Annotated in this window: 21 protein-coding genes; 17 read left to right on the top strand and 4 right to left on the bottom strand. The window is 55.1% G+C overall.

Features of this window, described 5'->3' with window-relative positions; genetic code table 11:
* The first annotated feature begins 364 nt into the window (after positions 1-364).
* The 5 genes from malK to ubiA all read left to right on the top strand — a co-directional run bounded on the left by malK (position 365) and on the right by ubiA (position 5,530).
* Entirely contained in the window at positions 365-1,474 is a 1,110-nt protein-coding gene (gene malK / locus ACOXYR_RS20165) for a maltose/maltodextrin ABC transporter ATP-binding protein MalK (RefSeq protein WP_108476002.1), read from the top strand.
* 75 nt (positions 1,475-1,549) lie between these two features.
* A complete protein-coding gene (locus tag ACOXYR_RS20160; RefSeq protein WP_108476003.1) occupies positions 1,550-2,908 on the top strand; it encodes a maltoporin in 1,359 nt (452 codons plus the stop codon).
* Between the two features lie 111 nt (positions 2,909-3,019).
* Complete coding sequence (gene malM / locus ACOXYR_RS20155) at positions 3,020-3,961, top strand: maltose operon protein MalM (protein ID WP_421356475.1); 942 nt, start codon at positions 3,020-3,022, stop codon at positions 3,959-3,961.
* A gap of 189 nt (positions 3,962-4,150) precedes the next feature.
* A complete protein-coding gene (ubiC, locus tag ACOXYR_RS20150; RefSeq protein ID WP_108476005.1) occupies positions 4,151-4,645 on the top strand; it encodes a chorismate lyase in 495 nt (164 codons plus the stop codon).
* Between the two features lie 12 nt (positions 4,646-4,657).
* Positions 4,658-5,530: a 4-hydroxybenzoate octaprenyltransferase gene (gene ubiA / locus ACOXYR_RS20145; protein WP_108476006.1), complete on the top strand. Its 873-nt coding sequence runs from the start codon at positions 4,658-4,660 to the stop codon at positions 5,528-5,530.
* A gap of 101 nt (positions 5,531-5,631) precedes the next feature.
* Here ubiA and plsB read toward each other — a convergent pair whose 3' ends face one another.
* Complete coding sequence (plsB, locus tag ACOXYR_RS20140; protein ID WP_113859022.1) at positions 5,632-8,073, bottom strand: glycerol-3-phosphate 1-O-acyltransferase PlsB; 2,442 nt, start codon at positions 8,071-8,073, stop codon at positions 5,632-5,634.
* A gap of 130 nt (positions 8,074-8,203) precedes the next feature.
* Here plsB and ACOXYR_RS20135 point away from each other — a divergent pair, with 130 nt between their 5' ends.
* The 4 genes from ACOXYR_RS20135 to ACOXYR_RS20120 all read left to right on the top strand — a co-directional run bounded on the left by ACOXYR_RS20135 (position 8,204) and on the right by ACOXYR_RS20120 (position 11,034).
* Entirely contained in the window at positions 8,204-8,572 is a 369-nt protein-coding gene (locus ACOXYR_RS20135) for a diacylglycerol kinase (protein ID WP_113859023.1), read from the top strand.
* A gap of 109 nt (positions 8,573-8,681) precedes the next feature.
* Positions 8,682-9,290: a transcriptional repressor LexA gene (gene lexA, locus ACOXYR_RS20130; RefSeq protein WP_108476009.1), complete on the top strand. Its 609-nt coding sequence runs from the start codon at positions 8,682-8,684 to the stop codon at positions 9,288-9,290.
* A 68-nt stretch (positions 9,291-9,358) separates the two neighbouring features.
* The gene (gene dinF / locus ACOXYR_RS20125; protein WP_189624382.1) at positions 9,359-10,687 is read left to right on the top strand and encodes an MATE family efflux transporter DinF; all 1,329 of its coding nucleotides are present in this window, start codon (positions 9,359-9,361) and stop codon (positions 10,685-10,687) included.
* A gap of 137 nt (positions 10,688-10,824) precedes the next feature.
* Positions 10,825-11,034, top strand: coding sequence for a CsbD family protein (locus tag ACOXYR_RS20120; RefSeq protein ID WP_108476011.1), 210 nt, complete (start codon positions 10,825-10,827; stop codon positions 11,032-11,034).
* A gap of 79 nt (positions 11,035-11,113) precedes the next feature.
* Here the strand turns inward: ACOXYR_RS20120 and zur are convergent, their stop codons facing one another.
* Complete coding sequence (gene zur, locus ACOXYR_RS20115; protein ID WP_108476012.1) at positions 11,114-11,629, bottom strand: zinc uptake transcriptional repressor Zur; 516 nt, start codon at positions 11,627-11,629, stop codon at positions 11,114-11,116.
* Between the two features lie 313 nt (positions 11,630-11,942).
* On the opposite strand from zur, the gene ACOXYR_RS20110 reads away from it, so the two are divergent.
* From ACOXYR_RS20110 to pspG, 3 genes are all read left to right on the top strand, one after another.
* A complete protein-coding gene (locus ACOXYR_RS20110) occupies positions 11,943-13,253 on the top strand; it encodes a conjugal transfer protein TraF (protein ID WP_407731890.1) in 1,311 nt (436 codons plus the stop codon).
* Between the two features lie 284 nt (positions 13,254-13,537).
* Entirely contained in the window at positions 13,538-14,533 is a 996-nt protein-coding gene (gene dusA / locus ACOXYR_RS20105) for a tRNA dihydrouridine(20/20a) synthase DusA (protein WP_350437015.1), read from the top strand.
* Positions 14,534-14,672: 139 nt separating this feature from the next.
* A complete protein-coding gene (pspG, locus tag ACOXYR_RS20100) occupies positions 14,673-14,927 on the top strand; it encodes an envelope stress response protein PspG (protein ID WP_421356476.1) in 255 nt (84 codons plus the stop codon).
* A 165-nt stretch (positions 14,928-15,092) separates the two neighbouring features.
* Here the strand turns inward: pspG and ACOXYR_RS20095 are convergent, their stop codons facing one another.
* On the bottom strand, positions 15,093-16,076 hold the full coding sequence (locus ACOXYR_RS20095; protein WP_415729076.1) for a quinone oxidoreductase: 984 nt from the start codon (positions 16,074-16,076) through the stop codon (positions 15,093-15,095).
* A gap of 83 nt (positions 16,077-16,159) precedes the next feature.
* Here ACOXYR_RS20095 and dnaB point away from each other — a divergent pair, with 83 nt between their 5' ends.
* The 5 genes from dnaB to ACOXYR_RS20070 all read left to right on the top strand — a co-directional run bounded on the left by dnaB (position 16,160) and on the right by ACOXYR_RS20070 (position 21,464).
* Entirely contained in the window at positions 16,160-17,575 is a 1,416-nt protein-coding gene (gene dnaB, locus ACOXYR_RS20090) for a replicative DNA helicase (RefSeq protein ID WP_108476017.1), read from the top strand.
* Positions 17,576-17,622: 47 nt separating this feature from the next.
* Complete coding sequence (alr, locus tag ACOXYR_RS20085) at positions 17,623-18,702, top strand: alanine racemase (protein ID WP_108476018.1); 1,080 nt, start codon at positions 17,623-17,625, stop codon at positions 18,700-18,702.
* A gap of 174 nt (positions 18,703-18,876) precedes the next feature.
* Positions 18,877-20,070 (top strand): aromatic amino acid transaminase, encoded by a 1,194-nt coding sequence (gene tyrB / locus ACOXYR_RS20080; protein WP_415729077.1) that lies wholly within the window; start codon positions 18,877-18,879, stop codon positions 20,068-20,070.
* Between the two features lie 195 nt (positions 20,071-20,265).
* The gene (gene aphA, locus ACOXYR_RS20075; RefSeq protein ID WP_189624388.1) at positions 20,266-20,979 is read left to right on the top strand and encodes an acid phosphatase AphA; all 714 of its coding nucleotides are present in this window, start codon (positions 20,266-20,268) and stop codon (positions 20,977-20,979) included.
* A 131-nt stretch (positions 20,980-21,110) separates the two neighbouring features.
* Positions 21,111-21,464, top strand: coding sequence for an MmcQ/YjbR family DNA-binding protein (locus ACOXYR_RS20070; RefSeq protein ID WP_108476021.1), 354 nt, complete (start codon positions 21,111-21,113; stop codon positions 21,462-21,464).
* On the opposite strand, the gene uvrA is transcribed toward ACOXYR_RS20070, so the two are convergent.
* Positions 21,465-24,290, bottom strand: coding sequence for an excinuclease ABC subunit UvrA (uvrA, locus tag ACOXYR_RS20065; RefSeq protein ID WP_108476022.1), 2,826 nt, complete (start codon positions 24,288-24,290; stop codon positions 21,465-21,467).
* Between the last annotated feature and the right edge of the window lie 118 nt (positions 24,291-24,408).

The raw sequence follows: 24,408 nt of genomic DNA, 5'->3' as shown, positions 1-24,408 counted from the left end.
TCCTTTTTGGTGATGTACTCGTGGATACACAGAGGTGGTTTTTACAGGGATGAGTCTCCTTTTTTAGCAACCTCTTTCCATCCTCCCTTCCTCTACGCCCCGGGGGGTGTTTATGTGATCTCTGTTACATAAATCAGAGTTATGAGCCCTGGCGCACATAAAAAACGCCCCGATTTTGCAGGCCAGCTCACGATTTTCCCTGTCGCCCCTAACCCCCGGTGGCAGAACGCGTTTTCTCATCCTCCCGCCTCCTCCCCCATAAAAAACAAGGGGGGTGGAGGATTCGCGACAACAAGGGATACCCCATAGTTCAATCCATCTTGAATGTTTCTGATAGTGACGGGTTGTAACAAGGGAGAAGGCGATGGCAAACGTACAACTGCGAAATGTAACGAAAGCCTGGGGCGACGTGGTGGTATCGAAAGATATCAACCTGGATATCCAGGAAGGGGAGTTCGTGGTGTTTGTTGGGCCGTCGGGCTGTGGCAAATCTACACTGCTTCGCATGATCGCCGGGCTTGAGACGATTACCAGCGGCGACCTCTATATCGGGGAAACCCGGATGAACGACATCCCGCCTGCGGAGCGCGGTGTGGGCATGGTGTTCCAGTCTTATGCGTTGTATCCGCATCTCTCTGTTGCCGAAAACATGTCCTTCGGCCTGAAACTGGCTGGCGCGAAAAAAGAGGTCATTAACCAGCGCGTCAATCAGGTTGCCGAAGTATTGCAACTGGCACACCTGTTAGAGCGCAAACCGAAAGCGCTTTCCGGTGGTCAGCGTCAGCGTGTGGCGATTGGCCGTACGCTGGTGGCGGAGCCGAATGTGTTCCTGCTTGATGAACCGCTTTCCAACCTGGATGCCGCATTGCGCGTGCAGATGCGTATTGAAATTTCCCGCCTGCACAAACGTCTGGGCCGCACGATGATTTACGTCACCCACGATCAGGTCGAAGCGATGACGCTCGCCGACAAGATTGTGGTGCTCGATGCAGGCCGTGTCGCGCAGGTCGGTAAACCGCTTGAACTCTATCACTACCCGGCCGACCGCTTCGTCGCGGGCTTTATCGGCTCGCCGAAAATGAACTTCCTGCCAGTGAAGGTCACGGCAACGGCGATTGACCAGGTGCAGGTTGAGCTGCCAAACCGTCAACAGGTTTGGCTGCCGGTAGAAAGTAACAATGTCCAGGTCGGTGCCAATATGTCACTGGGTATTCGCCCTGAACATCTGCTGCCCAGCGACATCGCTGATGTCACCCTGGAAGGCGAAGTCCACGTAGTGGAACAGCTCGGTCACGAAACGCAAATTCATATCCAGATCCCCGCCATCCATCAGAACCTGGTCTATCGCCAGAATGATGTGGTGTTAGTAGAAGAGGGAGCCACATTCGCTATTGGCTTGCCACCAGAGCGCTGCCACCTGTTCCGTGAGGATGGCACCGCATGTCGTCGGTTGCATAAAGAGCCCGGCGTTTGATTCCCATAACAAAGGCACAAAACCCGGCTACAAGGGTTCGTGTTTCAAAGAAAAGCAATGATCTCAGGAGATAGAATGATGATTACTCTGCGCAAACTTCCCCTGGCAGTCGCCGTCGCGGCAGGCGTTATGTCTGCTCAGGCGCTGGCAGTCGATTTCCACGGCTACGCGCGTTCTGGTATTGGCTGGACAGGCAGCGGTGGTGAACAACAGTGCTTCCAGGCAACCGGCGCACAAAGTAAGTACCGTCTTGGTAACGAATGTGAAACCTATGCGGAACTGAAGCTGGGCCAGGAAGTGTGGAAAGAAGGTGATAAGAGCTTCTACTTTGACACCAACGTGGCGTACTCCGTTGCTCAACAGAATGACTGGGAAGGTACTGACCCCGCGTTCCGTGAAGCCAACGTTCAGGGTAAAAACCTGATTGACTGGCTGCCAGGCTCTACCATCTGGGCCGGTAAGCGTTTCTATCAGCGTCATGACGTGCACATGATCGACTTCTACTACTGGGATATTTCAGGCCCTGGTGCGGGTATCGAAAACGTCGATCTGGGCTTCGGTAAACTGTCTCTGGCAGCTACCCGTTCTCAGGAAGCCGGCGGTTCTTATGCGTTCAGCACACAGAACATTTACGACCGTACTAAAGACACAGCAAACGATGTATTCGACGTACGTTTAGCGGGTCTGGAAACCAACCCGGACGGCGTGCTGGAATTAGGTGTTGACTACGGTCGCGCCAATACCACTGATGGCTACAGCCTTGCCGACGGCGCATCGAAAGATGGCTGGATGTTCACCGCTGAACACACACAGAGCATGCTGAAAGGCTACAACAAATTTGTGGTTCAGTACGCGACAGACGCAATGACCACTCATGGTAAAGGTGTGAACCAGGGCTCTTACGGCTCTTCTTCCTTCACCGTAACTAACCCGGATGGCACGAAGACCAATTACGCGAATAACGTCATCAATAACAACGGTAACATGTGGCGTATCCTGGACCACGGCGCAATTTCTTTGGGCGACAAGTGGGATCTGATGTACGTCGGTATGTTCCAGAAAACCGATCTGGATAGCGACCTGGGTACTGACTGGTGGACCGTAGGTGTTCGTCCAATGTACAAATGGACGCCTATCATGAGCACCTTGCTGGAAGTTGGCTACGACAACGTGAAATCTCAGCAGACTGGCGATCGCAACAACCAGTACAAAATCACCCTGGCGCAGCAATGGCAGGCGGGTGACAGCATTTGGTCTCGTCCGGCTATCCGTGTCTTCGCAACCTATGCGAAGTGGGATGAAAAATGGGGTTACATCAAAGATGGTGACTCTGTAAGCCGCTTTGCTGCTGCGTCTAACTCTGGCATCAACACAACCAGCCGTGGCGACAACGATGAGTGGTCCTTCGGTGCACAGATGGAAATCTGGTGGTAATCGTCGATTAACCCAATGTAATGCCTAAAAGAGGGGCGTAAGCCCCTCTCTCTTTAAGCGCAGCGCGCTATTGCCTGGCGAGCGCTGAGCTCTGTATCTGAGGTAATAACAATGAAAATGAAGAAAAGTCTCGTCGCTCTCAGCCTCTGCGCAGGCCTTCTGGCAAGCGTACCGGCAGTCACCTTTGCAGATGTAAACTATGTGCCACAGAACACTTCTGCCGCACCAACGATTCCCACCGCTGCGTTACAGCAACTGACCTGGACGCCGGTGGATCAATCTAAAGTTCAGACCACCACGCTTTCCACGGGGGGCCAGAGCCTGAATGCGCCTGGCATCAGCGGCCCGGTTGCGGCCTACAGCGTGCCGGCCAACATAGGCGAACTCACCCTTACACTCAGCAGTGAAGTGAATAAACAAACCAGCGTATTTGCGCCGAACGTTCTGATTCTTGATCAGAACATGACGCCATCGGCGTTCTTCCCGTCAAGCTATTTCACCTATCAGGAGCCGGGCGTGATGAGCGCTGACCGTCTTGAAGGCGTAATGCGTCTGACGCCTGCGCTGGGTCAGCAGAAACTGTACGTGCTGGTGTTCACGACCGAAAAAGACCTGCAACAAACCACCAAATTACTGGATCCGGCTAAGTCCTACGCGAAAGGCGTGGGTAACGCGATTCCCGATATCCCGGATCCGATTGCCCGTCATATCACCGATGGCACGCTGAAACTGAAGGTAAAAACAAACAGCACTTCCAGCGTCCTGGTTGGCCCGCTGTTTGGCTCTTCAGGCCCGGCACCTGTCACGGTGGGTAACACTGCTGCACCGGCTTACACAGCTCCTGCCGCCGCAGCCGTCGCACCTGCGCCAGCACCGGTGAAGAAAAGTGAACCGATGCTGAATGACACCGAATCTTACTTCAACAAAGCCATTAAACAGGCGGTTGCGAGTGGTGATGTAGATAAAGCGTTGAAACTGCTGGATGAAGCTGAGCGCCTCGGCTCTACCTCTGCGAGATCCACCTTTATCAGCGCTGTAAAAGGCAAGGGGTAATAACATCCCCACAGCGCTGATGTTTAGGCTATGCCTTTCGGTGCGCCCCTCGGGGCGCACTTTTTTTTCAGTTGTGCACCATGCTGTTGCATAACTGTTGCGCCAATGATCGTATTTAGCCATTACTGCACTCCCGCCCGCCACAATCTGCGATACAATAGCGTCACTTTATGTACAGGAGAGTCAGGCATGACGCATCCCGCACTGACGCAACTGCGTGCGCTAAACTATTTTGACGCCATTCCCTCGCTCGACGCTGAACAACTCGACTGGCTGCTGCTGGAAGATTCCATGACCAAACGTTTCGAACAATATGGTGTGGTCAGCGTCACACTGATTGACGAAGGGTTTGTCACCCGCGATGCTATAGCGGAAGAGTTACCGTTGTTGCCCGACGAGCAACGCTACTGGCTACGAGAAATATTGCTGTGTGTGGACGGCGAGCCCTGGCTTGCCGGGCGCACCGTGGTACCCGAATCGACGCTGAGCGGCCCCGAACTGGCGCTGCAACAGCTTGGTAAGACGCCGCTGGGTCGTTACCTGTTTACGTCTTCCATGCTCACGCGTGATTTTATTGAGATAGGTTGCCATGCAGACCTCTGGGGGCGTCGTTCCCGCCTCCGGTTGAGTGGGAAACCGCTGCTCCTGACAGAGCTGTTTCTGCCTGCATCGCCGTTGTACTAAGAGGAAGAGAAAATGGAGTGGAGTCTGACGCAGAATAAGCTGCTGGCATTTCATCGCCTGATGCGCACCGACAAGCCGATTGGTGCCTTGCTGCTGCTGTGGCCGACCTTATGGGCGTTATGGGTTGCCGCGCCCGGCGTACCACCGTTGTGGATTCTGGCGGTGTTTGTCGCGGGCGTCTGGCTGATGCGCGCCGCTGGTTGCGTGGTGAATGACTATGCTGACCGCAAATTTGATGGTCATGTAAAACGTACCGCCAATCGCCCGTTACCGAGCGGTGCGGTGACGGAAAAAGAGGCGCGGACACTGTTTGCCGTGCTGGTTCTTCTGTCGTTCCTGCTGGTGCTGACGCTCAATACCATGACCATTCTGCTTTCGGTCGCGGGACTGGCGCTGGCGTGGGTTTATCCGTTTATGAAGCGCTATACCCATCTGCCGCAGGTGGTGCTGGGTGCCGCGTTCGGCTGGTCAATTCCGATGGCATTTGCCGCCGTCAGTGAATCATTGCCGCTGAGCTGCTGGTTGATGCTACTGGCAAACATCCTGTGGGCGGTGGCGTATGACACGCAGTATGCGATGGTTGACCGTGACGATGACGTGAAAATCGGCGTGAAATCGACGGCGATTCTGTTTGGTCAGTACGACCGCTTAATTATCGGTATTTTGCAGATTGGCGTGCTGGTATTGATGGCGGCGATTGGCTATCTGAACGGGCTTAACTGGGAGTTCTACTGGTCTATTTTCATTGCGGGCGCGCTGTTTGCGTACCAGCAGAAGCTGATTCAACACCGGGAACGCGCGGCCTGTTTCCAGGCATTTATGAACAATAACTACGTTGGGCTGGTGCTGTTTATCGGTCTGGCGATGAGTTACTGGCACTTCTAAAAGCGAAAAAGCCGGATTTTCATCCGGCTTTTTTATGGCGGGGGCGCTACGCTTGCCCGCCCTACAAGCTCCGAACCCGTAGGCCTGATAAGCGAAGCGCATCAGGCGTCTTTCGGCGCCGGTTCTTCGTCCTGCGTCACACTCTCAATCGTCAAACGCACGTCTGAGGTGATCAGGTTCGCCATCATCTGGTAAACCTTCATCGTCTCTTCCGGCTCGGCGTCGCCGCTGTCGCTGATATAGCCTTCATCACGCAGCGTCAGCACCAGCGATGAGAACACCGCTTTATCAAAGAACTCCGGCGAGTTAATACCGTGCAGCACCGACAGACGTTGCGCCACGGTACGGCTCTCTTTCTCCAGCGTACTGCGGTTCATCGATGGGTTCGCGCTCAGCAGCCAGAACGTAATGGCATAGCGTTGCAGCGTTTCACGTGCGCCTGCGGCCAGCAGTTGCAGAGTGCGGGAGTGCGACGGATTAATATGCAGCTCATCGCCCTGACGGGTGATCAGCGCCTGGCGCTCCATCTCGTCAACCAGCGTATCAATCACCGACGCCAGCTCTGCTTTTTCCCAGCGCAGGAACAGCTCGGCCTTCAGCATCGGGTAGAGCACTTCAACCATGTTCTGCACATCCGCGCGAGAAACATGGCGATGCTGGGTCATGATGGTCGCCAGCAGAGACGGCATGATCAGCATATGGGCGATATTGTTACGATAGTAGGTCATCAACACCGCCTGTTCGCGCGGCAGAATGATGATATCGCCGATGGTATCTTTCTCGACTTCGAACTTGTTCATCTGCAGCGCGTGGTCGATAAGCTCGCCTGCCGTCACGTTTGGCGTGGTGGCGTCCGGCGAATACGGTGCGTTGCGCAGCAGCGACAGGTAGCAATCCAACTGTTGAGTTAACTGTTCGCGGGTCAGTGAACGCTGACGAGACGCCAGCAGCGCAGTACAGCACAGGTTCATGGCGTTCGCCGCGCCTGCGTTGTTGATGCGCACCATCAGTTCGGCGGCGATACCGTTAACCGTCGGCGTCAGCCATGCCGGACGAATGGCTTCGATAGGATCGATAGACTCGCGCCACTCCGGTACGTGATGGTTCAGGTAGTTCATCAGCGGAATCGGCTCGCCGAAGTTAACGTAGCCCTGGCCCAGGTTACGCAGTTTGCTCAAGCCCTTGAGCATCTGCGGAAGACTCTCTTTCTCTTTGGTCGCGCCACGCAGTTCTTTTGCATACGTACCGACTTCCATCACGTGCTCGTAACCGATGTAAATCGGCACCAGCGTGATAGGACGTGTGCCGCCGCGCAGCATCGCCTGAATGGTCATCGACAGTGTACCGGTTTTCGGATCGAGCAAACGACCGGTACGGGAACGCCCGCCTTCCACAAAGTATTCAACAGAATAACCCCGGCTGAACAGCTCGCCGAGATACTCGCGGAACACGGTGGAGTAGAGTTTGTTGCCCTTAAAGGTACGGCGAATAAAGAATGCGCCCAGACGACGGAAAATCGGGCCGGCTGGCCAGAAATTCAGGTTGATACCGGCGGCAATATGCGGCGGCACCAGCCCCTGGTGATACAACACATAGGAGAGCAGCAGGTAGTCCATATGGCTACGGTGACACGGCACATACACAATCTCGTGGCCGTCGTGCGCCAGCTGGCGAACGCGCTCGGCGTTGTGCACGTTAATCCCCTGATAAAGCCGGTTCCAGGTGAAGCCCAGAATGCGGTCAGTCAGGCGAATCATCTCGTAGGAGAAGTTGGCGGCAATCTCTTCCATCAGCGCGATGGCGTTCTGCTGCGCTTTCTCATGGGAGATTTTTTTGCTGCGTGCTTCGTCTTCAACCGCTTTGGCAATCGCGCGCGAAGCGAGCAGCTTATTGAAGAGATCCTGACGTGCCGGCAGTCGCGGGCCTACCGCCGCCAGACGCTGGCGAGCGAAGTGCATACGCGCCACGCGCGCCAGTTTTTGCGCGATAATTTTATCGGTACCGTGTTCATCGGCCATACGGCGCAACGAGACGGACGGCGAGAAGCGCACAAAGCTGTCACGGCCCAGCCAGGAGACGGCGAAGAATTTCTGGATGCCGTTTAGCATGCGCAGCGGCGGGTTCACCTCGCCTTTTTCACGCCCCGGACGACGACCAAACATCACCGATACCGGCACCATCTGCACGTCCAGATTCGGATTGCTGCGATGCAGATCGAGATAGTCGTGGAACAGCTTGATAGACTCTTCTTTCGGCGTGTAATAGGTGAACACGCGCGGGCCGCCATGGATGAACACATAGCGGGGCAATAGGGTGCCGTCGATCTCCAGCGGCTCAAGCGGGTCGGGGAGATCGTGCGCCAGGCACTGGGCGCGCAAGGTCAGTAAGTCGGCCTTCGAGTTATAAGGCAGGACGTACATGATCGGGCGCGAGGTATCGAGCCCCAATTCCTGGGCAGGCTCTGCCGGAATAGACTTGCTTTTTACCAGTATGCTTAATGGTAAATTCAGTAATTTGTAGTAAATTCGTGGCCAACCGGACATAAACGATGTAAAGCCTCTGGTTAATCATGCAAATGCGCGGCAAGAATATCAGAAAGTCAGCAGGATTTCTGTTCTACCGCCGATAACAGCTACTGTCATTGATGCGTATAACGCTAAAAGGTTCTATTTAATGGCCAATAATACCACTGGACTCACCCGAATTATCAAAGCGGCTGGTTATTCCTGGAAAGGTTTTCGCGCAGCGTGGATAAACGAAGCTGCGTTCCGCCAGGAAGGGGTCGCCTCGGTTGTGGCCATTATCATCGCGTGTTGGCTGGACGTTGACGCCATTACCCGCGTCTTGCTGATAAGCTCCGTCCTTCTGGTGATGATAGTGGAAATTCTCAATAGTGCGCTGGAAGCGGTGGTCGACCGCATTGGTTCGGAGTATCACGAACTCTCCGGGCGGGCAAAAGACATGGGCTCTGCGGCGGTATTGCTGGCGATTTTCGTCGCGGTGATGACCTGGGCCGTACTGCTGTGGTCGCATTTCCACTGAGCCTCGCATAATCTGCGAAAACTCCTGTATTTTGTGCGTTTTGCGGTTCCAAAATAGCCGTTAACTGTATATACTCACAGCATAACTGTATATACACCCAGGGGGCGGAATGAAAGCGTTAACGACCAGGCAGCAAGAGGTGTTTGATCTCATCCGAGATCATATCGGCCAAACGGGCATGCCGCCGACACGTGCGGAAATTGCTCAGCGCCTGGGGTTCCGTTCCCCGAATGCGGCGGAAGAGCATCTGAAAGCACTGGCGCGTAAAGGCGTCATAGAAATTGTTTCGGGCGCATCGCGCGGTATTCGCCTGCTGGTGGAAGAAGAAACCGGCCTGCCGCTGATTGGCCGCGTTGCCGCCGGTGAGCCGTTGCTGGCGCAGCAGCACATTGAAGGTCACTATCAGGTCGATCCTTCGCTGTTTAAACCCAATGCTGACTTCCTGCTGCGTGTTAGCGGCATGTCGATGAAAGACATCGGTATTATGGACGGCGATCTGCTCGCGGTGCATAAAACCCAGGACGTGCGTAACGGTCAGGTGGTTGTTGCGCGTATCGACGAAGAAGTGACCGTAAAACGCCTGAAAAAACAGGGCAACGTCGTCGAACTGCTGCCGGAAAACAGCGAGTTTTCCCCGATTGTCGTCGATCTTCGCCGTCAGAACTTCTCCATTGAAGGGCTGGCCGTTGGCGTGATCCGCAACGGCGAATGGCTGTAATCCTCTCCCGATAACAACGGCGCACCATGCGCCGTTGTTCGTTCTCTTTTCTGTTCAGGTTCGTAAGCATGTCGCTCTTCACGGCTGCCGACAAGGCATTATGGCGTCTCGCCCTTCCCATGATTTTCTCCAATATCACGGTTCCCCTGCTGGGTCTTGTGGATACGGCGGTGATTGGTCATCTGGATAGCGCGGTCTATCTCGGCGGCGTGGCGATTGGCGCAACGGCGACCAGCTTCCTGTTTATGCTGCTGCTCTTTTTACGCATGAGCACCACGGGCTTAACCGCGCAGGCCTTCGGCGCGAAAGATCCCCTCCGGCTTGCCCGTGCGCTGGTGCAACCGCTGTTGCTGGCGTTAGGCGCTGGTCTGCTCATCGTGGTGTTTAAAGGGCCGCTTATCAATCTGGCGCTCACCATTGTTGGCGGGAGCGATGCAGTGCTCGAGCAGGCGCGGCGCTTCCTTGAAATTCGCTGGTTAAGCGCGCCCGCCTCGCTGGCGAACCTGGTGCTGCTGGGGTGGCTGCTCGGCGTTCAGTACGCGCGTGCGCCGGTGATTTTGCTGATCGTCGGCAACGTCCTGAACATTGTCCTCGACCTGTGGCTGGTGATGGGCCTGCATATGAACGTGCAGGGGGCGGCGCTGGCGACGGTGATTGCCGAATATGCCACGATGATCATTGGCCTGCTGATGGCGCGTAAGGTGCTGGTGCTGCGCGGGATTACCTCTGACATGCTGAAGACGGCCTGGCGCGGAAATATGCGCAGCCTGCTGGCGCTCAATCGCGACATTATGCTGCGCTCGCTATTACTTCAGCTCTGTTTTGGCGCATTGACCGTATTCGGTGCGCGGCTGGGCAGCGATGTGGTGGCGGTCAATGCGGTGCTAATGACCATGCTCACCTTCACCGCCTACGCGCTGGATGGCTTTGCCTATGCGGTGGAAGCGCACTCCGGGCAGGCTTACGGCGCGCGTGATGACAGTCAGTTGCAACAGGTCTGGCACGCGGCCTGCCGCCAGGCGGGGATTGTTGCACTGGTTTTTGCGCTGGTGTACGCGCTGGCGGGCAGTCATATCGTGGCGATGCTGACGTCGCTGCCGTCGTTGCAGCAGCTCGCCGATCGCTATGTGCTCTGGCAGGCCATATTGCCGGTAATTGGTGTCTGGTGCTACCTGCTGGACGGCATGTTTATCGGCGCAACACGCGGCGCGGAAATGCGTAACAGTATGGCCGTTGCCGCCGCCGGGTTCGCCCTAACGCTGCTGACGGTGCCGGTATTAGGCAATCACGGTTTATGGCTGGCGCTGGCGGTGTTCCTTGCACTGCGTGGCCTGTCGCTGGCGGTTATCTGGCGTCGCCACTGGCAAAAAGGCACCTGGTTCTCTTCGCAGACATAACGGCGAGGATGGTTAAAGATTCTGAATAGTGAATCGTCAGCGATATCCTCTTCTACACTTATTATCACGTTCAGCAGAAATGAACGCCGAAGGACGAAGTGATATCTCATCCATGATCGAATGATAAGGAGCTGATGATGAACAAAGACGAACTCAGCGGTAACTGGAAACAGTTCAAAGGTAAAGCGAAAGAGAAATGGGGCAAACTGACCGACGATGACATGACCGTTATCGAAGGCCGACGCGATCAGCTGGTCGGTAAAATCCAGGAACGTTATGGATATGCCAAAGACCAGGCAGAGAAAGAAGTGAGCGATTGGGAAACCCATAACGACTACCGTTGGTAGTCTCGCTGACGGCGTAACGCTTAACTCCCCTCAATAAGCGTATCCTGCCCGCTGGTACAAGGACGTGCCAACCCTCGTATTACCGTGCCTTTTTCTTGATCTGAATCGTGTGGTCGTGGTGGCAATGTTCTTGTGAACTGCATGCCTCTACTTCCACACATTCTGCGCACAGACCGTGCGCTTCAATCACATTATGGCGTAGCGCAAAGCCCATTCGTGCTGCGACCATATGCATAATATCTTCCACGCCTTCCGCACACTCTTCCTTCACCACACCACAGCGATCGCAAATAAACATCGCCGATGTATGCGTCGGTTGATCAAAAAGATGGCACAGCACATAGCTGTTGGTGGATTCCACCTTATGGACAAAGCCCTGCTCGAGTAAAAATTCCAGTGCGCGATAAACGGTAGGCGGCTTGGCCTGCGGCTCTTTCACGCGTAACAGATCGAGAAGATCGTATGCGCTGATCGCACCCTGTTGCAGGCTCAGCAGACGTAGCACTTCCAGACGCTGTGGAGTCAGGCGCACGCCGCGCTGCGCACACAGCTTTTCAGCCTGCGCCAACATATCTTGCGAAGTGGTCTTATCCATTATGCGTCCTCGCGCTACGGGGGAAATAGACCTCTACTTTACCATGTTATGGCAAAAACACCGAGTGCCTGAATAATCGCCAACCTGAGGTAAATCCTAAACCGCGTCATTTAGCCGGTCTGAACGGCATAAATGCTGGGAAGCGCTGTGTCGCTCATCTATAAATAGGAAGGGTAAATTAATAATAACGATAGGGCGAAAAGCCTGTTATATCCTGTTTTTTCACACGTAATTCCGCTTTTTCACAGCAATCGTTCTCCCTTATGCGTTATTCGCATGGGGGCATTTTCACCTGCAAATAAACGGTAAGACTGTGAAAAAAAACATTAAATATTCGCTTATTCCTTTGACGGCGTCTTTATTTATGGCAAATCAGGCGCATGCGGCTAATACCTGGTCAGAAGCGCGAAATGATGCGATGGGGGGTACCGGCGTTGCGTCGGCACATTACGGTAGCGGCGTACTGATTAACCCGGCGCTGTTGGCGAAAGCCAAACCGGACGATGACATTACGGTGATTCTTCCTGCCGTGGGCGCGCAAATTACGGATAAAGACAATCTCCAGGATGAAATCGACGATATTAATGACAAAGTTAATAACTATCGCGGCGTGCTTAACGATCTAACCTTGCAGGATATTTTGCTGGATCCTCAGGGTACGTTAGGGCAGTTTCAGGGGGCGGCGGGCGATCTGGCGAGCGAGCTGGACTACCTCAAGGGCAAAACCGCGCGCGCCAGCGGAGGAGCAGGGATTGCCGTCAGTATTCCAAACGACGTGCTCTCGGTGGCGTTTGTCACTAAAGCCTACGCGCATGGGCGGGTGAGCTCTGCAATCGATCAGGGCGATATCGACTATCTGCGGGGGATTGAACGCAGCCAGGTGACGGCGATCGCTGAGGCCGGGAAAGCGGTGGTGGGGGGCTCGGATGAAATCACCAAACACCTCAATTCTACCGCATCGGGCCGGGTGGCGATTGTCTCTGACTACGGCGTCGCGGTGGCGCGGCAGTTTGAGCTGGGCGATGTGCCCGTTTCGGTCGGCATCACGCCAAAGCTGCAAAAAACCTGGCTCTATAACTACACCACCTCCATCTACAACTACGATAGCAGCGACTGGAACAGCAGCCGCTATCGCAACGATGATACCGGCTTCAACGTCGATGCCGGTGTTGCGGCAGACTTTGGCGAGAACTGGACGGTGGGGGTGAGCGGGCAAAATCTGATCTCCCGTGATATCGATACCAAAGATGTCTTTATCACTAACGGCGAAACGGGCGTGACAACCAACTATAAAGATACCTACCAGATCCGCCCGCTGGTGACTGCTGGGGTGGCGTGGCATAACGATTTGCTGACGGTGAGTGCCGATAGCGACCTGACCGAAACGAAGGGATTTAAAAGCGAGGATAACTCGCAGTATGTTGGCGTCGGGGCGGAAGTTCGCCCGCTTGACTGGCTCGCCGTACGTGCCGGTTATCGTGCGGACGTGAAGAATAATGACAGTAATGTTTTCACCGGCGGTGTCGGTTTTGCGCCGTTTAACCGCGTGCATGTCGATCTGATGGGGTTGGTGGGGGAAGATGAAACCTGGGGGGCGGGTGCGCAGTTAAGCGTCACGTTCTGAGCCTTTTGCCGGATGCGCTACGCTTATCCGGCCTACCACGTGTATGCCGTTTGTTGGCCCGGCAAGCGAAGCGCCCCGGGCATCCAGCCGCACCTTAGCCACCGTAGGCCCGGCAAGCGCAGCGCCCCGGGCATCCAGCCGCACCTTAGCCACCGTAGGCCCGGCAAGCGAAGCGCCCCGGGCAATTCACCGTCTCATTGCCAATGCGCCATCGCAACCTTGCCTCACGGCTTTTTCTTTGTGCTATAGTAGCGCCCCTTTTTCAGAATGCTTAATAAATCGCCATGCCAGAATCTTCGTCCACCGTTTTCCCTGCACACCGTTTCTCCATCGCGCCGATGCTCGACTGGACCGATAGACACTGCCGCTACTTCCTGCGCCAGTTGTCGCGCCACACGCTGCTGTACACGGAAATGGTCACCACCGGGGCGATTATTCACGGTAAGGGTGACTATCTGGCTTATAACGACGAAGAGCACCCGGTTGCATTACAACTTGGCGGTAGCGATCCGGCGGCGCTGGCACAGTGTGCGAAACTGGCGGAAGAGCGCGGTTATGACGAGATTAACCTCAACGTCGGCTGCCCGTCCGATCGCGTGCAAAATGGCATGTTCGGCGCCTGCCTGATGGGTAATGCCCAACTGGTCGCCGACTGCGTGAAAGCGATGCGTGATGTGGTATCTATTCCTGTGACGGTTAAAACGCGTATCGGCATTGACGATCAGGATAGCTACGAATTTCTCTGCGACTTTATCAATACTGTTGCCGGGCGCGGCGAGTGCGAGATGTTTATCATCCACGCGCGTAAAGCCTGGCTTTCAGGCCTCAGCCCGAAAGAGAACCGTGAGATCCCGCCGCTGGACTATCCGCGCGTGTATCAACTCAAACGTGACTTCCCGCATCTAACCATGTCGATCAACGGCGGCATTAAATCGCTGGAAGAGGCGAAAACCCATCTGGAACATATGGATGGCGTTATGGTCGGGCGTGAGGCGTACCAGAATCCTGGCATCCTGGCGACAGTCGATCGCGAAATCTTTGGTGTCGAAGGCGCGGATGCAGACCCGGTTGCGGTGGTGCGCGCGATGTACCCCTACATCGAACGCGAACTGAGTAACGGCACCTATCTGGGACACGTGACCCGTCATATGCTGGGTCTGTTCCAGGGCATTCCGGGCGCGCGCCAGTGGCGTCGCTACCTGAGCGAGAACGCCCATAAAGCCGGGGCGGATATTAACGTGCTGGAGCATGCGCTGAAGCTGGTTGCCGATAAACGTTAATATTTCACTAAATCCTGGTCAAATTCACCACGCCCGGCACAATGTTGCCGGGCTTTTTTATGGAATATCAATACGTTAAATTTGGCATGATTCTTGTAAAAGCACAGACAGAGAATGACGATATCTTTGGGAGAGAGCCATGTTTGAGCTACTGTTTGTAATTGGATTTTTTGTGATGCTGCTGGTAACGGGCGTTTCACTACTGGGCATTATTGCCGCGCTTTTCGTCGCCACGGCGCTGATGTTTGTGGGCGGCTTATTCGCGCTGATGTTTAAATTACTGCCCTGGTTGCTGCTGGCGGTTGCGGTCGTGTGGGTGATTCGGGCGATTAAAATGCCAAAGATTCCCGAGTATCGTAGGGAGTATCGTAGTAATAACCGTTGGCGTTACTAAGGTATTGAGGCGTTCGTCACACAATAGAAATTTTGCATAAAACGGCGTAGGTTTCGCGTAATAAATCTGTCACTATTGCGCGGTTAACGAATTCATCGAGCTGTACCCTACATACAGCCGAACTAAAAAAAGTAAGGGCTTCCCAGGTGGAAGCCCTAAGCTTTTCTAGGGGATCAGCAAGCTCGAACCCTGCGTCGCACGGCTCTCAAGTACCTCATGCGCATGCTTCGCATCCGTCAGCGCGAACTTCTGATTTTCCGCTACATCGACTTTAATCACTCCGCTGGCAATCAACGAGAACAGCTCGTTACTCGCTTCCTGCAACTCTTCGCGCGTTGTCACATAGCCATAAAGGGAAGGGCGGGTCACATACAGCGAACCTTTCTGGTTGAGAATCCCCAGATTCACGCCTGTCACTGGCCCGGAAGAATTACCGAAACTCACCATCAACCCGCGACGTTGCAGACAATCCAGCGACGCTTCCCAGGTATCTTTTCCGACCGAGTCATACACCACGCGCACTTTCTTACCGCCAGTGATCTCCTTCAGACGTTCGACGATATTCTCATCGCGATAATTAATTACCTGCCATGCACCGGCCTCCAGCGCACGCTTGCCTTTTTCTGCGCTGCCGACGGTACCGATTAGCTTCGCGCCCAGCGCTTTCGCCCACTGACAGGCAATCAGCCCTACACCGCCCGCAGCGGCATGGAACAGGAACGGCTCGTCCGGTTGAATTTCATAGGTTTTACGCAGCAGATAGAACACCGTTAATCCCTTCAGGAACGAGGCCGCCGCCTGCTCAAAGGAAATGGCATCCGGTAAAATCGCAACCTTATCTTCTGCCACGTTATGCACTGCGCTGTATGCACCCAGAGCAGATTGGGCGTAGACCACGCGATCGCCTGGTTTAACGTGCTTCACATCGCTGCCGACTTTACTCACCACGCCAGCCGCTTCAGTACCCAGGCTGCTGGGCAGCGACGGCGGCGGATAAAGCCCGCTGCGGATATAGGTATCGATATAGTTAATGCCGATAGCTTTGTTCTCGACCTGTACTTCATGACTGGCCGGATCGGCGGGGGTGAACGAGACGGCTTTCAGTACTTCTGGCCCGCCATGCTTGTCAAATTCGATGCGTGTTGCCATGCTTCCTCCTGAACAATGTGGTAATCTTTTGCCTCTTTCTTTCTTTAAACCTTTAAACCTTTATCTCGGTAACTCCATTCACTATGGCAGCAAATAAACCCTTCAACAAACAACAGACTGAAGCGCGTGAGCGTGACCCTCAGGTCGCCGGGCTGAAAGTGCCGCCGCACTCGATTGAAGCGGAACAGTCGGTGTTGGGCGGTTTGATGCTGGATAACGAACGCTGGGACGACGTTGCCGAGCGTGTCGTATCTGATGATTTTTATACCCGTCCGCACCGCCATATCTTTACCGAAATGGGGCGTTTACAGGAAACAGGCAGCCCGATCGACCTGATTACGCTCGCGGAATCGCTGGAGCGTCAGGGGCAGCTTGATAGCGTCGGCGGTTTTGCTTACCTGGCAGAATTGTCAAAAAATACGCCAAGTGCGGCGAACATTAGCGCTTATGCTGATATCGTCCGCGAACGCGCCGTTGTCCGTGAAATGATCTCGGTAGCGAATGAGATCGCCGAGGCCGGGTTTGATCCTCAGGGGCGTACCAGCGAAGATTTGTTGGATCTCGCGGAATCCCGCGTCTTTAAAATCGCGGAAAGCCGCGCCAATAAAGATGAAGGCCCGAAAAATATCGCCGATGTGCTGGACGCCACCGTCGCGCGTATCGAGCAACTTTTCCAGCAGCCGCACGATGGTGTAACCGGCGTAAACACCGGCTATGACGATCTCAATAAGAAAACTGCGGGCTTGCAGCCGTCAGATTTGATTATCGTCGCCGCGCGTCCTTCGATGGGTAAAACGACATTTGCAATGAACCTCGTCGAAAATGCGGCGATGTTGCAGGATAAACCGGTATTAATCTTCTCGCTGGAGATGCCATCGGAACAGATTATGATGCGTTCTCTGGCGTCGTTGTCGCGCGTTGATCAGACCAAAATCCGTACCGGTCAGTTGGATGATGAAGATTGGGCGCGTATTTCCGGCACGATGGGCATTCTGCTTGAGAAGCGTAACATCTACATCGATGACTCCTCCGGCCTGACGCCGACAGAAGTGCGCTCTCGTGCGCGACGTATTGCTCGTGAGCATGGCGGTATCGGCCTTATCATGATCGACTACCTTCAACTGATGCGTGTACCGTCGCTTTCGGACAACCGTACGCTGGAAATCGCGGAAATCTCCCGCTCGCTCAAAGCGTTAGCGAAAGAATTACATGTGCCAGTGGTGGCGCTGTCGCAGCTTAACCGCTCACTGGAACAACGTGCCGATAAGCGCCCGGTCAACTCCGACCTGCGTGAATCTGGCTCAATCGAACAGGATGCCGACTTAATCATGTTTATCTACCGTGATGAGGTTTATCACGAAAACAGCGACTTAAAAGGCATTGCCGAGATTATTATCGGTAAGCAGCGTAACGGCCCGATCGGTACCGTGCGACTTACCTTTAACGGTCAATGGTCGCGTTTCGATAACTACGCGGGCCCGCAGTACGACGACGAATAACAATATTGATTCAGGTAACTCAAGCAAACACTTTTCAAGGAACACAAATGCAAGCGGCAACTGTAGTGATTAACCGCCGCGCTCTGCGACACAATCTGCAACGTCTGCGTGAACTGGCGCCTGCCAGCAAACTGGTTGCGGTGGTGAAAGCGAACGCCTACGGACACGGTCTTCTGGAGACCGCGCGAACGCTCCCCGATGCCGACGCCTTTGGCGTCGCACGTCTGGAAGAGGCCCTGCGGTTGCGCGAGGGCGGCATTACCCAGCCCATCTTACTGCTGGAAGGCTTCTTCAACGCCACCGATCTACCGGTTATCGCTGAACAGCAGCTTCATACCGCCGTGCATAACATGGAACAGCTGGAAGCGCTGGAAACTGCGCAGCTCAGCCGTCCGGTGACGGTATGGATGAAACTGGATACGGGCATGCACCGTCTCGGCGTGCGTCCGGAAGCGGCGGACGCGTTTTATCAACGTCTGAGCCAGTGCAAGAACGTCAGCCAGCCAGTCAACATCGTCAGCCACTTTGCGCGTGCCGATGAACCCGAGTGCGGTGCGACGGAAAAACAGCTCGATATCTTCAACACTTTCTGCGAAGGCAAGCCGGGGAAACGCTCTATCGCGGCATCCGGCGGCATTTTGCTGTGGCCACAGTCGCATTTCGACTGGGCGCGCCCAGGCATCATTCTCTACGGTGTATCGCCGCTGGAACAAAAGCCCTGGGGGCCGGATTTCGGTTTCCAGCCGGTGATGTCGTTGACCTCCAGCCTGATTGCCGTGCGCGAGCATAAAGCGGGTGAGCCGGTCGGCTACGGCGGTACCTGGGTCAGCGAGCGCGATACGCGCCTGGGCGTGGTGGCGATGGGCTACGGCGATGGTTACCCACGCGCTGCGCCGTCCGGCACCCCGGTGCTGGTTAATGGCCGTGAAGTGCCGATTGTTGGGCGCGTGGCGATGGATATGATCTGCGTTGACCTGGGGCCAGAAGCGCAGGATAAAGCGGGCGACCCTGTGGTGATGTGGGGCGAAGGACTCCCCGTTGAACGCATCGCGGAAATCACAAAAGTGAGTGCTTACGAACTTATTACACGTCTGACGTCGCGCGTGGCGATGAAGTACATCGACTGATTTTGTGGTGCCGGATGCGCTGACGCTTATCCGGCCTACAAATCGTGCTTTCACCCAGGACGGATAAGACGCAAGTCGCATCCGACAATGTTCCTGACAACATCCTCTCGATCTTCTTCCGCTTCCGGTTTATTGTGTTATTACCTGCCTTCTGTAAACCTGGAGAACCACCTCGTGTTTCAAAAAGTTGACGCCTACGCTGGCGACCCCATTCTCTCGCTGATGGAGCGTTTCAAAGAAGATCCGCGCAGCGACAAAGTGAACCTGAGTATCGGCCTGTACTATAACGAAGAGGGCATCATTCCCCAGCTTCAGGCCGTTGCTGAGGCCGAAAAGCGCCTTGCTGCTGAACCGCATAGCGCCTCGCTTTACCTGCCGATGGAAGGGCTGAATAGCTACCGTCAGGCCATTGCGCCGCTGCTGTTTGGTGCTGACCACCCGGTGTTGGCTGAGAAACGCGTCGCCACCATTCAGACACTGGGCGGCTCCGGAGCGCTGAAAGTGGGTGCAGATTTCCTCAAACGCTACTTCCCAAATTCCGGCGTCTGGGTCAGCGATCCGACCTGGGAAAACCACGTCGCCATCTTTGAAGGCGCGGGTTTTACCGTCAAAACGTATCCATGGTTTGACCCTGAGACCAACGGCGTGCGTTTTGACGCGTTGCTGGAAACCCTTAATGCGCTGCCTGCACAAAGCATCGTGCTGCTGCATCCGTGCTGCCACAACCCAACCGGCGCTGACCTGACTAACAGCCAGTGGGATGCGGTGACGGAAGTGCTGAAGGCGCGCAACCTGATCCCGTTCCTTGATATCGCCTATCAGGGCTTTGGCGGCGGCATGGAGCAGGATGCGTATGCCATCCGTACGATTGCAGCGGCGGGCTTGCCAGTGCTGGTGAGCAACTCATTTTCAAAAATTTTCTCGTTGTATGGTGAGCGTATCGGCGGCTTGTCCGTGGTCTGTGAAGATGCGGACGCCGCAGGACGTGTGCTGGGCCAGTTGAAAGCGACGGTACGCCGCAACTACTCCAGCCCGCCGACAACCGGCGCACAGCTTGTCTCTACCGTGTTGAATGACGACGCGCTGAAAGCCTCGTGGCTTGCGGAGGTAGAGGCTATGCGCACACGTATTCTGGATATGCGTCAGACGTTGGTGAACGTACTGAAAGAGGCGATGCCGCAGGGGAATTTCGATTACCTTCTTAAGCAACGCGGTATGTTCAGCTATACCGGCCTGAGCGCTGCGCAGGTTGATCGTCTGCGTGACGAGTTCGGCGTCTATCTGATCGCCAGCGGGCGTATGTGCGTTGCCGGGCTAAACTCCCGTAACGTGCACCGCGTTGCGCAGGCATTTGCGGCAGTAATGTAAGCAAGTGCTCACTCTTCGCGCGGCAACGCTGCTGCGCGAAGCGTCCCCTCTGTAAAAATGTGATCCCTTATCCTTTTTCCAGGATAAATCCTGGAAAATCCTTTCTTTCACTCCCTGTAACCGTTAAGGTCTTTCTAATTTTTTGAAGCATCACTCACTTTAAAACAAAAACAAGACGACGATTTAGGGAAAACTATGCGCAAGATCACACAGGCGCTGAGCGCCGTTTGTTTGTTGTTCGCGTTAAATAACACGGTTACCGCTCACGCTTCATCACCTTCTCCGCTTTATCCGGGTACGGATGTCGCTAAACTGGCCGAACAGGCTCCCATCCACTGGGTATCAGTGGCGCAAATTGAAAACAGCCTGATGAATCATCCACCGATGGCGGTGGGTTTTGATATCGATGATACGGTGCTGTTTTCCAGCCCCGGCTTCTGGCGCGGGCAGAAAACCTGGTCTCCGGGCAGCGAAGAGTATCTGAAGAATCCGGCGTTCTGGGAAAAAATGAACAATGGCTGGGATGAGTTCAGCATTCCAAAAGAAGTGGCGCGTTCACTGATTGCGATGCACGTGAAGCGCGGCGACAGCATCTATTTCATTACCGGGCGTAGCGAAACCAAAACGGAAACGGTCTCCAAAACGTTGCAGGACTATTTCCTGATCCCGGCGACCAGCATGAATCCGGTCATTTTCGCCGGTGACAAACCGGGCCAGAATACTAAAACGCAGTGGCTGAAAGAGAAGGGCGTAAAGGTCTTCTACGGCGATTCGGATAACGATATCTCGGCAGCGCGTGAAGCGGGTGCGCGCGGTATCCGCGTGTTGCGCGCCTCAAACTCCACCTATCGACCGCTGCCGCAGGCGGGTAAGTACAACGAAGAAGTGATTGTTAATTCCGAGTACTAAACGCCCAGCAGATAAATGATGCTTTTTTAGTCAAAAAACAGACGCCGGAAGGTTTCACCTTTCGGCGTCTTGTTGCACACTGAGGTGATGACGTTTGGCACACCGTGGCTCGTGAGACTAAGAGGTATAATATGACCAGTTCGGATCTTTTGGTGTACTGCATGGCGAAGAGTGGCGCAGAACAAAGCGTGCACAGCGACTGGAAAGCGACGCAGATTAAGGTCGCGGATGTGCTTTTCGCGATGGTTAAAGAGGTGGAGGAGCGCCCGGCAGTGTCGTTGAAAACCAGCCCGGAGCTGGCAGAACTGCTGCGTCAGCAGCACAGCGATGTGCGCCCCAGCCGTCATCTTAATAAAGCACACTGGAGCACGGTTTACCTCGACGGCACGTTGCCGGATTCGCAAATTTACTATCTGGTGGATGCCTCGTATCAGCAGGCAATCACGCTGCTGCCGGAACAAACCCGGCAGCAGCTAGCGAAATGACTACTTCAGCATCGGTTTAAGGAAGCGGGCCGTATGTGAGGCTTCACATTCGGCGACGGTTTCCGGTGTGCCAGAGACGAGTATTTCCCCGCCGCCGCTACCACCTTCCGGGCCGAGGTCAACAATCCAGTCGGCGGTTTTGATCACATCAAGGTTGTGCTCAATCACCACGATGGTGTTGCCCTGGTCGCGCAACTGGTGCAGGACTTCCAGCAGTTGCTGGATATCCGCGAAGTGCAGGCCGGTAGTCGGTTCATCAAGAATGTACAGGGTCTGCCCGGTGCCGCGTTTAGAGAGCTCACGCGCCAGTTTAACGCGCTGGGCTTCACCACCTGATAGCGTCGTCGCCGCCTGGCCGAGACGAATGTAGGTCAGGCCTACGTCCATCAGCGTTTGTAGCTTACGCGCTAGCGCCGGTACGGCATCAAAGAATTCACGTGCTTCTTCGATAGTCATATCCAGTACTTCGTGGATGGTTTTGCCTTTGTATTTAATCTCCAGCGTTTCGCGGTTATAGCGTTTGCCTTTGCACTGGTCGCACGGCACATAGATATCCGGCAGGAAGTGCATCTCAACTTTGATCACGCCATCGCCCTGACAGGCCTCACAGCGACCGCCGCGCACGTTAAAGCTGAAACGCCCTGGCGTATACCCGCGCGCGCGCGATTCCGGCACGCCCGCGAACAACTCACGCACAGGCGTGAAGACGCCGGTGTAAGTCGCCGGGTTAGAGCGCGGCGTACGGCCAATCGGGCTTTGGTCGATATCGATGACTTTGTCGAAATGCTCAAGCCCCTGAACGTCACGATACGGCGCCGGTTCGGCGATAGTCGCGCCGTTAAGCTGGCGCTGGGCGATCGGGAACAGCGTGTCGTTAATCAACGTTGATTTCCCGGAGCCGGATACCCCGGTAATACAGGTGAACAGACCAACCGGTAGCGTCAGAGTGACATCTTTCAGGTTGTTACCGCGCGCACCGCTCAGCTTCAGGACTTTTTCCGGATTGGCTGGTACACGTTTTTTCGGCACGTCGATTTTACGTTTGCCACTCATGAACTGGCCGGTTAACGACTCCGGTACTGCCATGATGTCGTCCAGCGTCCCTTCCGCGACAACCTGACCGCCGTGGACACCTGCGCCCGGCCCGATGTCGATAACGTGGTCAGCGGCGCGAATGGCGTCTTCGTCGTGTTCGACCACGATCACTGTGTTACCGAGGTTACGCAGGTGAATCAATGTGCCGAGCAGACGTTCGTTATCACGCTGGTGCAGGCCGATGGACGGTTCATCCAGCACGTACATCACGCCAACCAGCCCGGCACCAATCTGGCTTGCCAGACGGATACGCTGGGCTTCACCGCCGGAAAGCGTTTCCGCCGAGCGGGAGAGCGTCAGGTAGTTCAGACCAACGTTGACCAGAAACTTCAGGCGATCGCCAATCTCTTTCAGCACTTTCTCGGCGATTTTTGCGCGCTGGCCGGAAAGTTTCAGGTTGTTGAAGAAGTCCATCGCATGGCCGATGCTCATGTCGGAGATGGTCGGCAGCGGGGTATTTTCAACATACACGTGACGCGCTTCGCGACGCAGACGCGTACCTTCACAGCTGGCGCACGGACGATTGCTGATAAATTTCGCCAGTTCTTCGCGTACCGCGCTGGATTCCGTCTCTTTATAACGGCGCTCCATGTTATGCAGCACGCCTTCAAACGGATGGCGGCGCACGGAGGTATCGCCGCGATCGTTCATATATTTGAATTCGATGGATTCTTTACCGGAACCGTACAGCACCACTTTCTGCACTGACGCGTTCAGGCTGCCCCACGGGGCTTCAACGTCGAAATCATAGTGCTCCGCCAGTGAGCGCAGCATCTGGAAATAGTAGAAGTTACGGCGATCCCAACCGCGAATCGCGCCACCCGCCAGCGACAGCTCCGGGTTCTGGATGATGCGATCCGGATCGAAATATTGCTGTACGCCCAGGCCGTCACAGGTTGGGCACGCGCCCGCCGGGTTGTTGAACGAGAACAGACGCGGTTCCAGCTCGCTCATGCTGTAGCCGCAAATCGGGCAGGCGAAGTTGGCGGAGAAGAGCAGTTCGTCCGCTTTCGGGTCATCCATATCGGAGACGATCGCCGTGCCGCCGGAAAGCTCCAGTGCGGTTTCAAATGACTCGGCCAGACGCTGCGCCAGGTCTTCACGCACCTTGAAGCGGTCTATAACCACTTCAATGGTGTGTTTCTTTTGCAGCTCCAGCGTCGGCGGATCGGACAGGTCACACACTTCGCCATCAATACGTGCGCGGATATAACCCTGGCTTGCCAGGTTTTCCAGCGTTTTGGTGTGCTCGCCTTTACGCTCTTTAATGATAGGCGCCAGCAGCATCAGGCGTTTGCCTTCCGGCTGTGTTAGCACGTTGTCGACCATCTGGCTCACGGTTTGCGCTGCCAGCGGCACGTCGTGATCGGGGCAGCGCGGCTCGCCTACGCGGGCATACAGCAGACGCAGGTAGTCGTGAATTTCGGTAATGGTCCCGACCGTGGAACGCGGGTTGTGGGAGGTCGACTTCTGCTCAATAGAGATTGCAGGCGACAGCCCTTCAATATGATCGACATCCGGCTTCTCCATCAGCGACAGGAACTGGCGCGCATACGCAGAAAGCGATTCGACGTAGCGACGCTGCCCCTCGGCGTAAAGGGTGTCGAAAGCCAGTGAAGATTTGCCAGACCCCGACAGCCCGGTAACGACAATCAGTTTGTCGCGCGGGATGATGAGGTTGATATTTTTGAGATTGTGGGTGCGGGCGCCCCGAACTTCGATCTTATCCATTTACCTTTCCCGGTAGAGACTCGGCTTGCCAGATTTGTTTGAAGGACAAACGGCGGAAACGGCTAATTATGACACAATTCACCCTGAATGAATATACAGTAGTGGAATGTGCATTCCA

Source organism: Pseudocitrobacter faecalis (assembly GCF_965231525.1).
Taxonomy (GTDB): Bacteria; Pseudomonadota; Gammaproteobacteria; order Enterobacterales; family Enterobacteriaceae; genus Pseudocitrobacter; species Pseudocitrobacter faecalis.
This window is presented reverse-complemented; position numbering and strand designations above follow the sequence as displayed.

Bases quoted from the DNA above. Each gene is read 5' to 3' on its own strand.
- malK (WP_108476002.1), top strand. From the start codon at position 365: ATGGCAAACGTACAACTGCGAAATGTAACGAAAGCCTGGGGCGACGTG.
- ACOXYR_RS20160 (WP_108476003.1), top strand. From the start codon at position 1,550: ATGATGATTACTCTGCGCAAACTTCCCCTGGCAGTCGCCGTCGCGGCA.
- malM (WP_421356475.1), top strand. From the start codon at position 3,020: ATGAAAATGAAGAAAAGTCTCGTCGCTCTCAGCCTCTGCGCAGGCCTT.
- ubiC (WP_108476005.1), top strand. From the start codon at position 4,151: ATGACGCATCCCGCACTGACGCAACTGCGTGCGCTAAACTATTTTGAC.
- ubiA (WP_108476006.1), top strand. From the start codon at position 4,658: ATGGAGTGGAGTCTGACGCAGAATAAGCTGCTGGCATTTCATCGCCTG.
- plsB (WP_113859022.1), bottom strand. From the start codon at position 8,073: ATGTCCGGTTGGCCACGAATTTACTACAAATTACTGAATTTACCATTA.
- ACOXYR_RS20135 (WP_113859023.1), top strand. From the start codon at position 8,204: ATGGCCAATAATACCACTGGACTCACCCGAATTATCAAAGCGGCTGGT.
- lexA (WP_108476009.1), top strand. From the start codon at position 8,682: ATGAAAGCGTTAACGACCAGGCAGCAAGAGGTGTTTGATCTCATCCGA.
- dinF (WP_189624382.1), top strand. From the start codon at position 9,359: ATGTCGCTCTTCACGGCTGCCGACAAGGCATTATGGCGTCTCGCCCTT.
- ACOXYR_RS20120 (WP_108476011.1), top strand. From the start codon at position 10,825: ATGAACAAAGACGAACTCAGCGGTAACTGGAAACAGTTCAAAGGTAAA.
- zur (WP_108476012.1), bottom strand. From the start codon at position 11,629: ATGGATAAGACCACTTCGCAAGATATGTTGGCGCAGGCTGAAAAGCTG.
- dusA (WP_350437015.1), top strand. From the start codon at position 13,538: ATGCCAGAATCTTCGTCCACCGTTTTCCCTGCACACCGTTTCTCCATC.
- pspG (WP_421356476.1), top strand. From the start codon at position 14,673: ATGTTTGAGCTACTGTTTGTAATTGGATTTTTTGTGATGCTGCTGGTA.
- ACOXYR_RS20095 (WP_415729076.1), bottom strand. From the start codon at position 16,076: ATGGCAACACGCATCGAATTTGACAAGCATGGCGGGCCAGAAGTACTG.
- dnaB (WP_108476017.1), top strand. From the start codon at position 16,160: ATGGCAGCAAATAAACCCTTCAACAAACAACAGACTGAAGCGCGTGAG.
- alr (WP_108476018.1), top strand. From the start codon at position 17,623: ATGCAAGCGGCAACTGTAGTGATTAACCGCCGCGCTCTGCGACACAAT.
- aphA (WP_189624388.1), top strand. From the start codon at position 20,266: ATGCGCAAGATCACACAGGCGCTGAGCGCCGTTTGTTTGTTGTTCGCG.
- ACOXYR_RS20070 (WP_108476021.1), top strand. From the start codon at position 21,111: ATGACCAGTTCGGATCTTTTGGTGTACTGCATGGCGAAGAGTGGCGCA.
- uvrA (WP_108476022.1), bottom strand. From the start codon at position 24,290: ATGGATAAGATCGAAGTTCGGGGCGCCCGCACCCACAATCTCAAAAAT.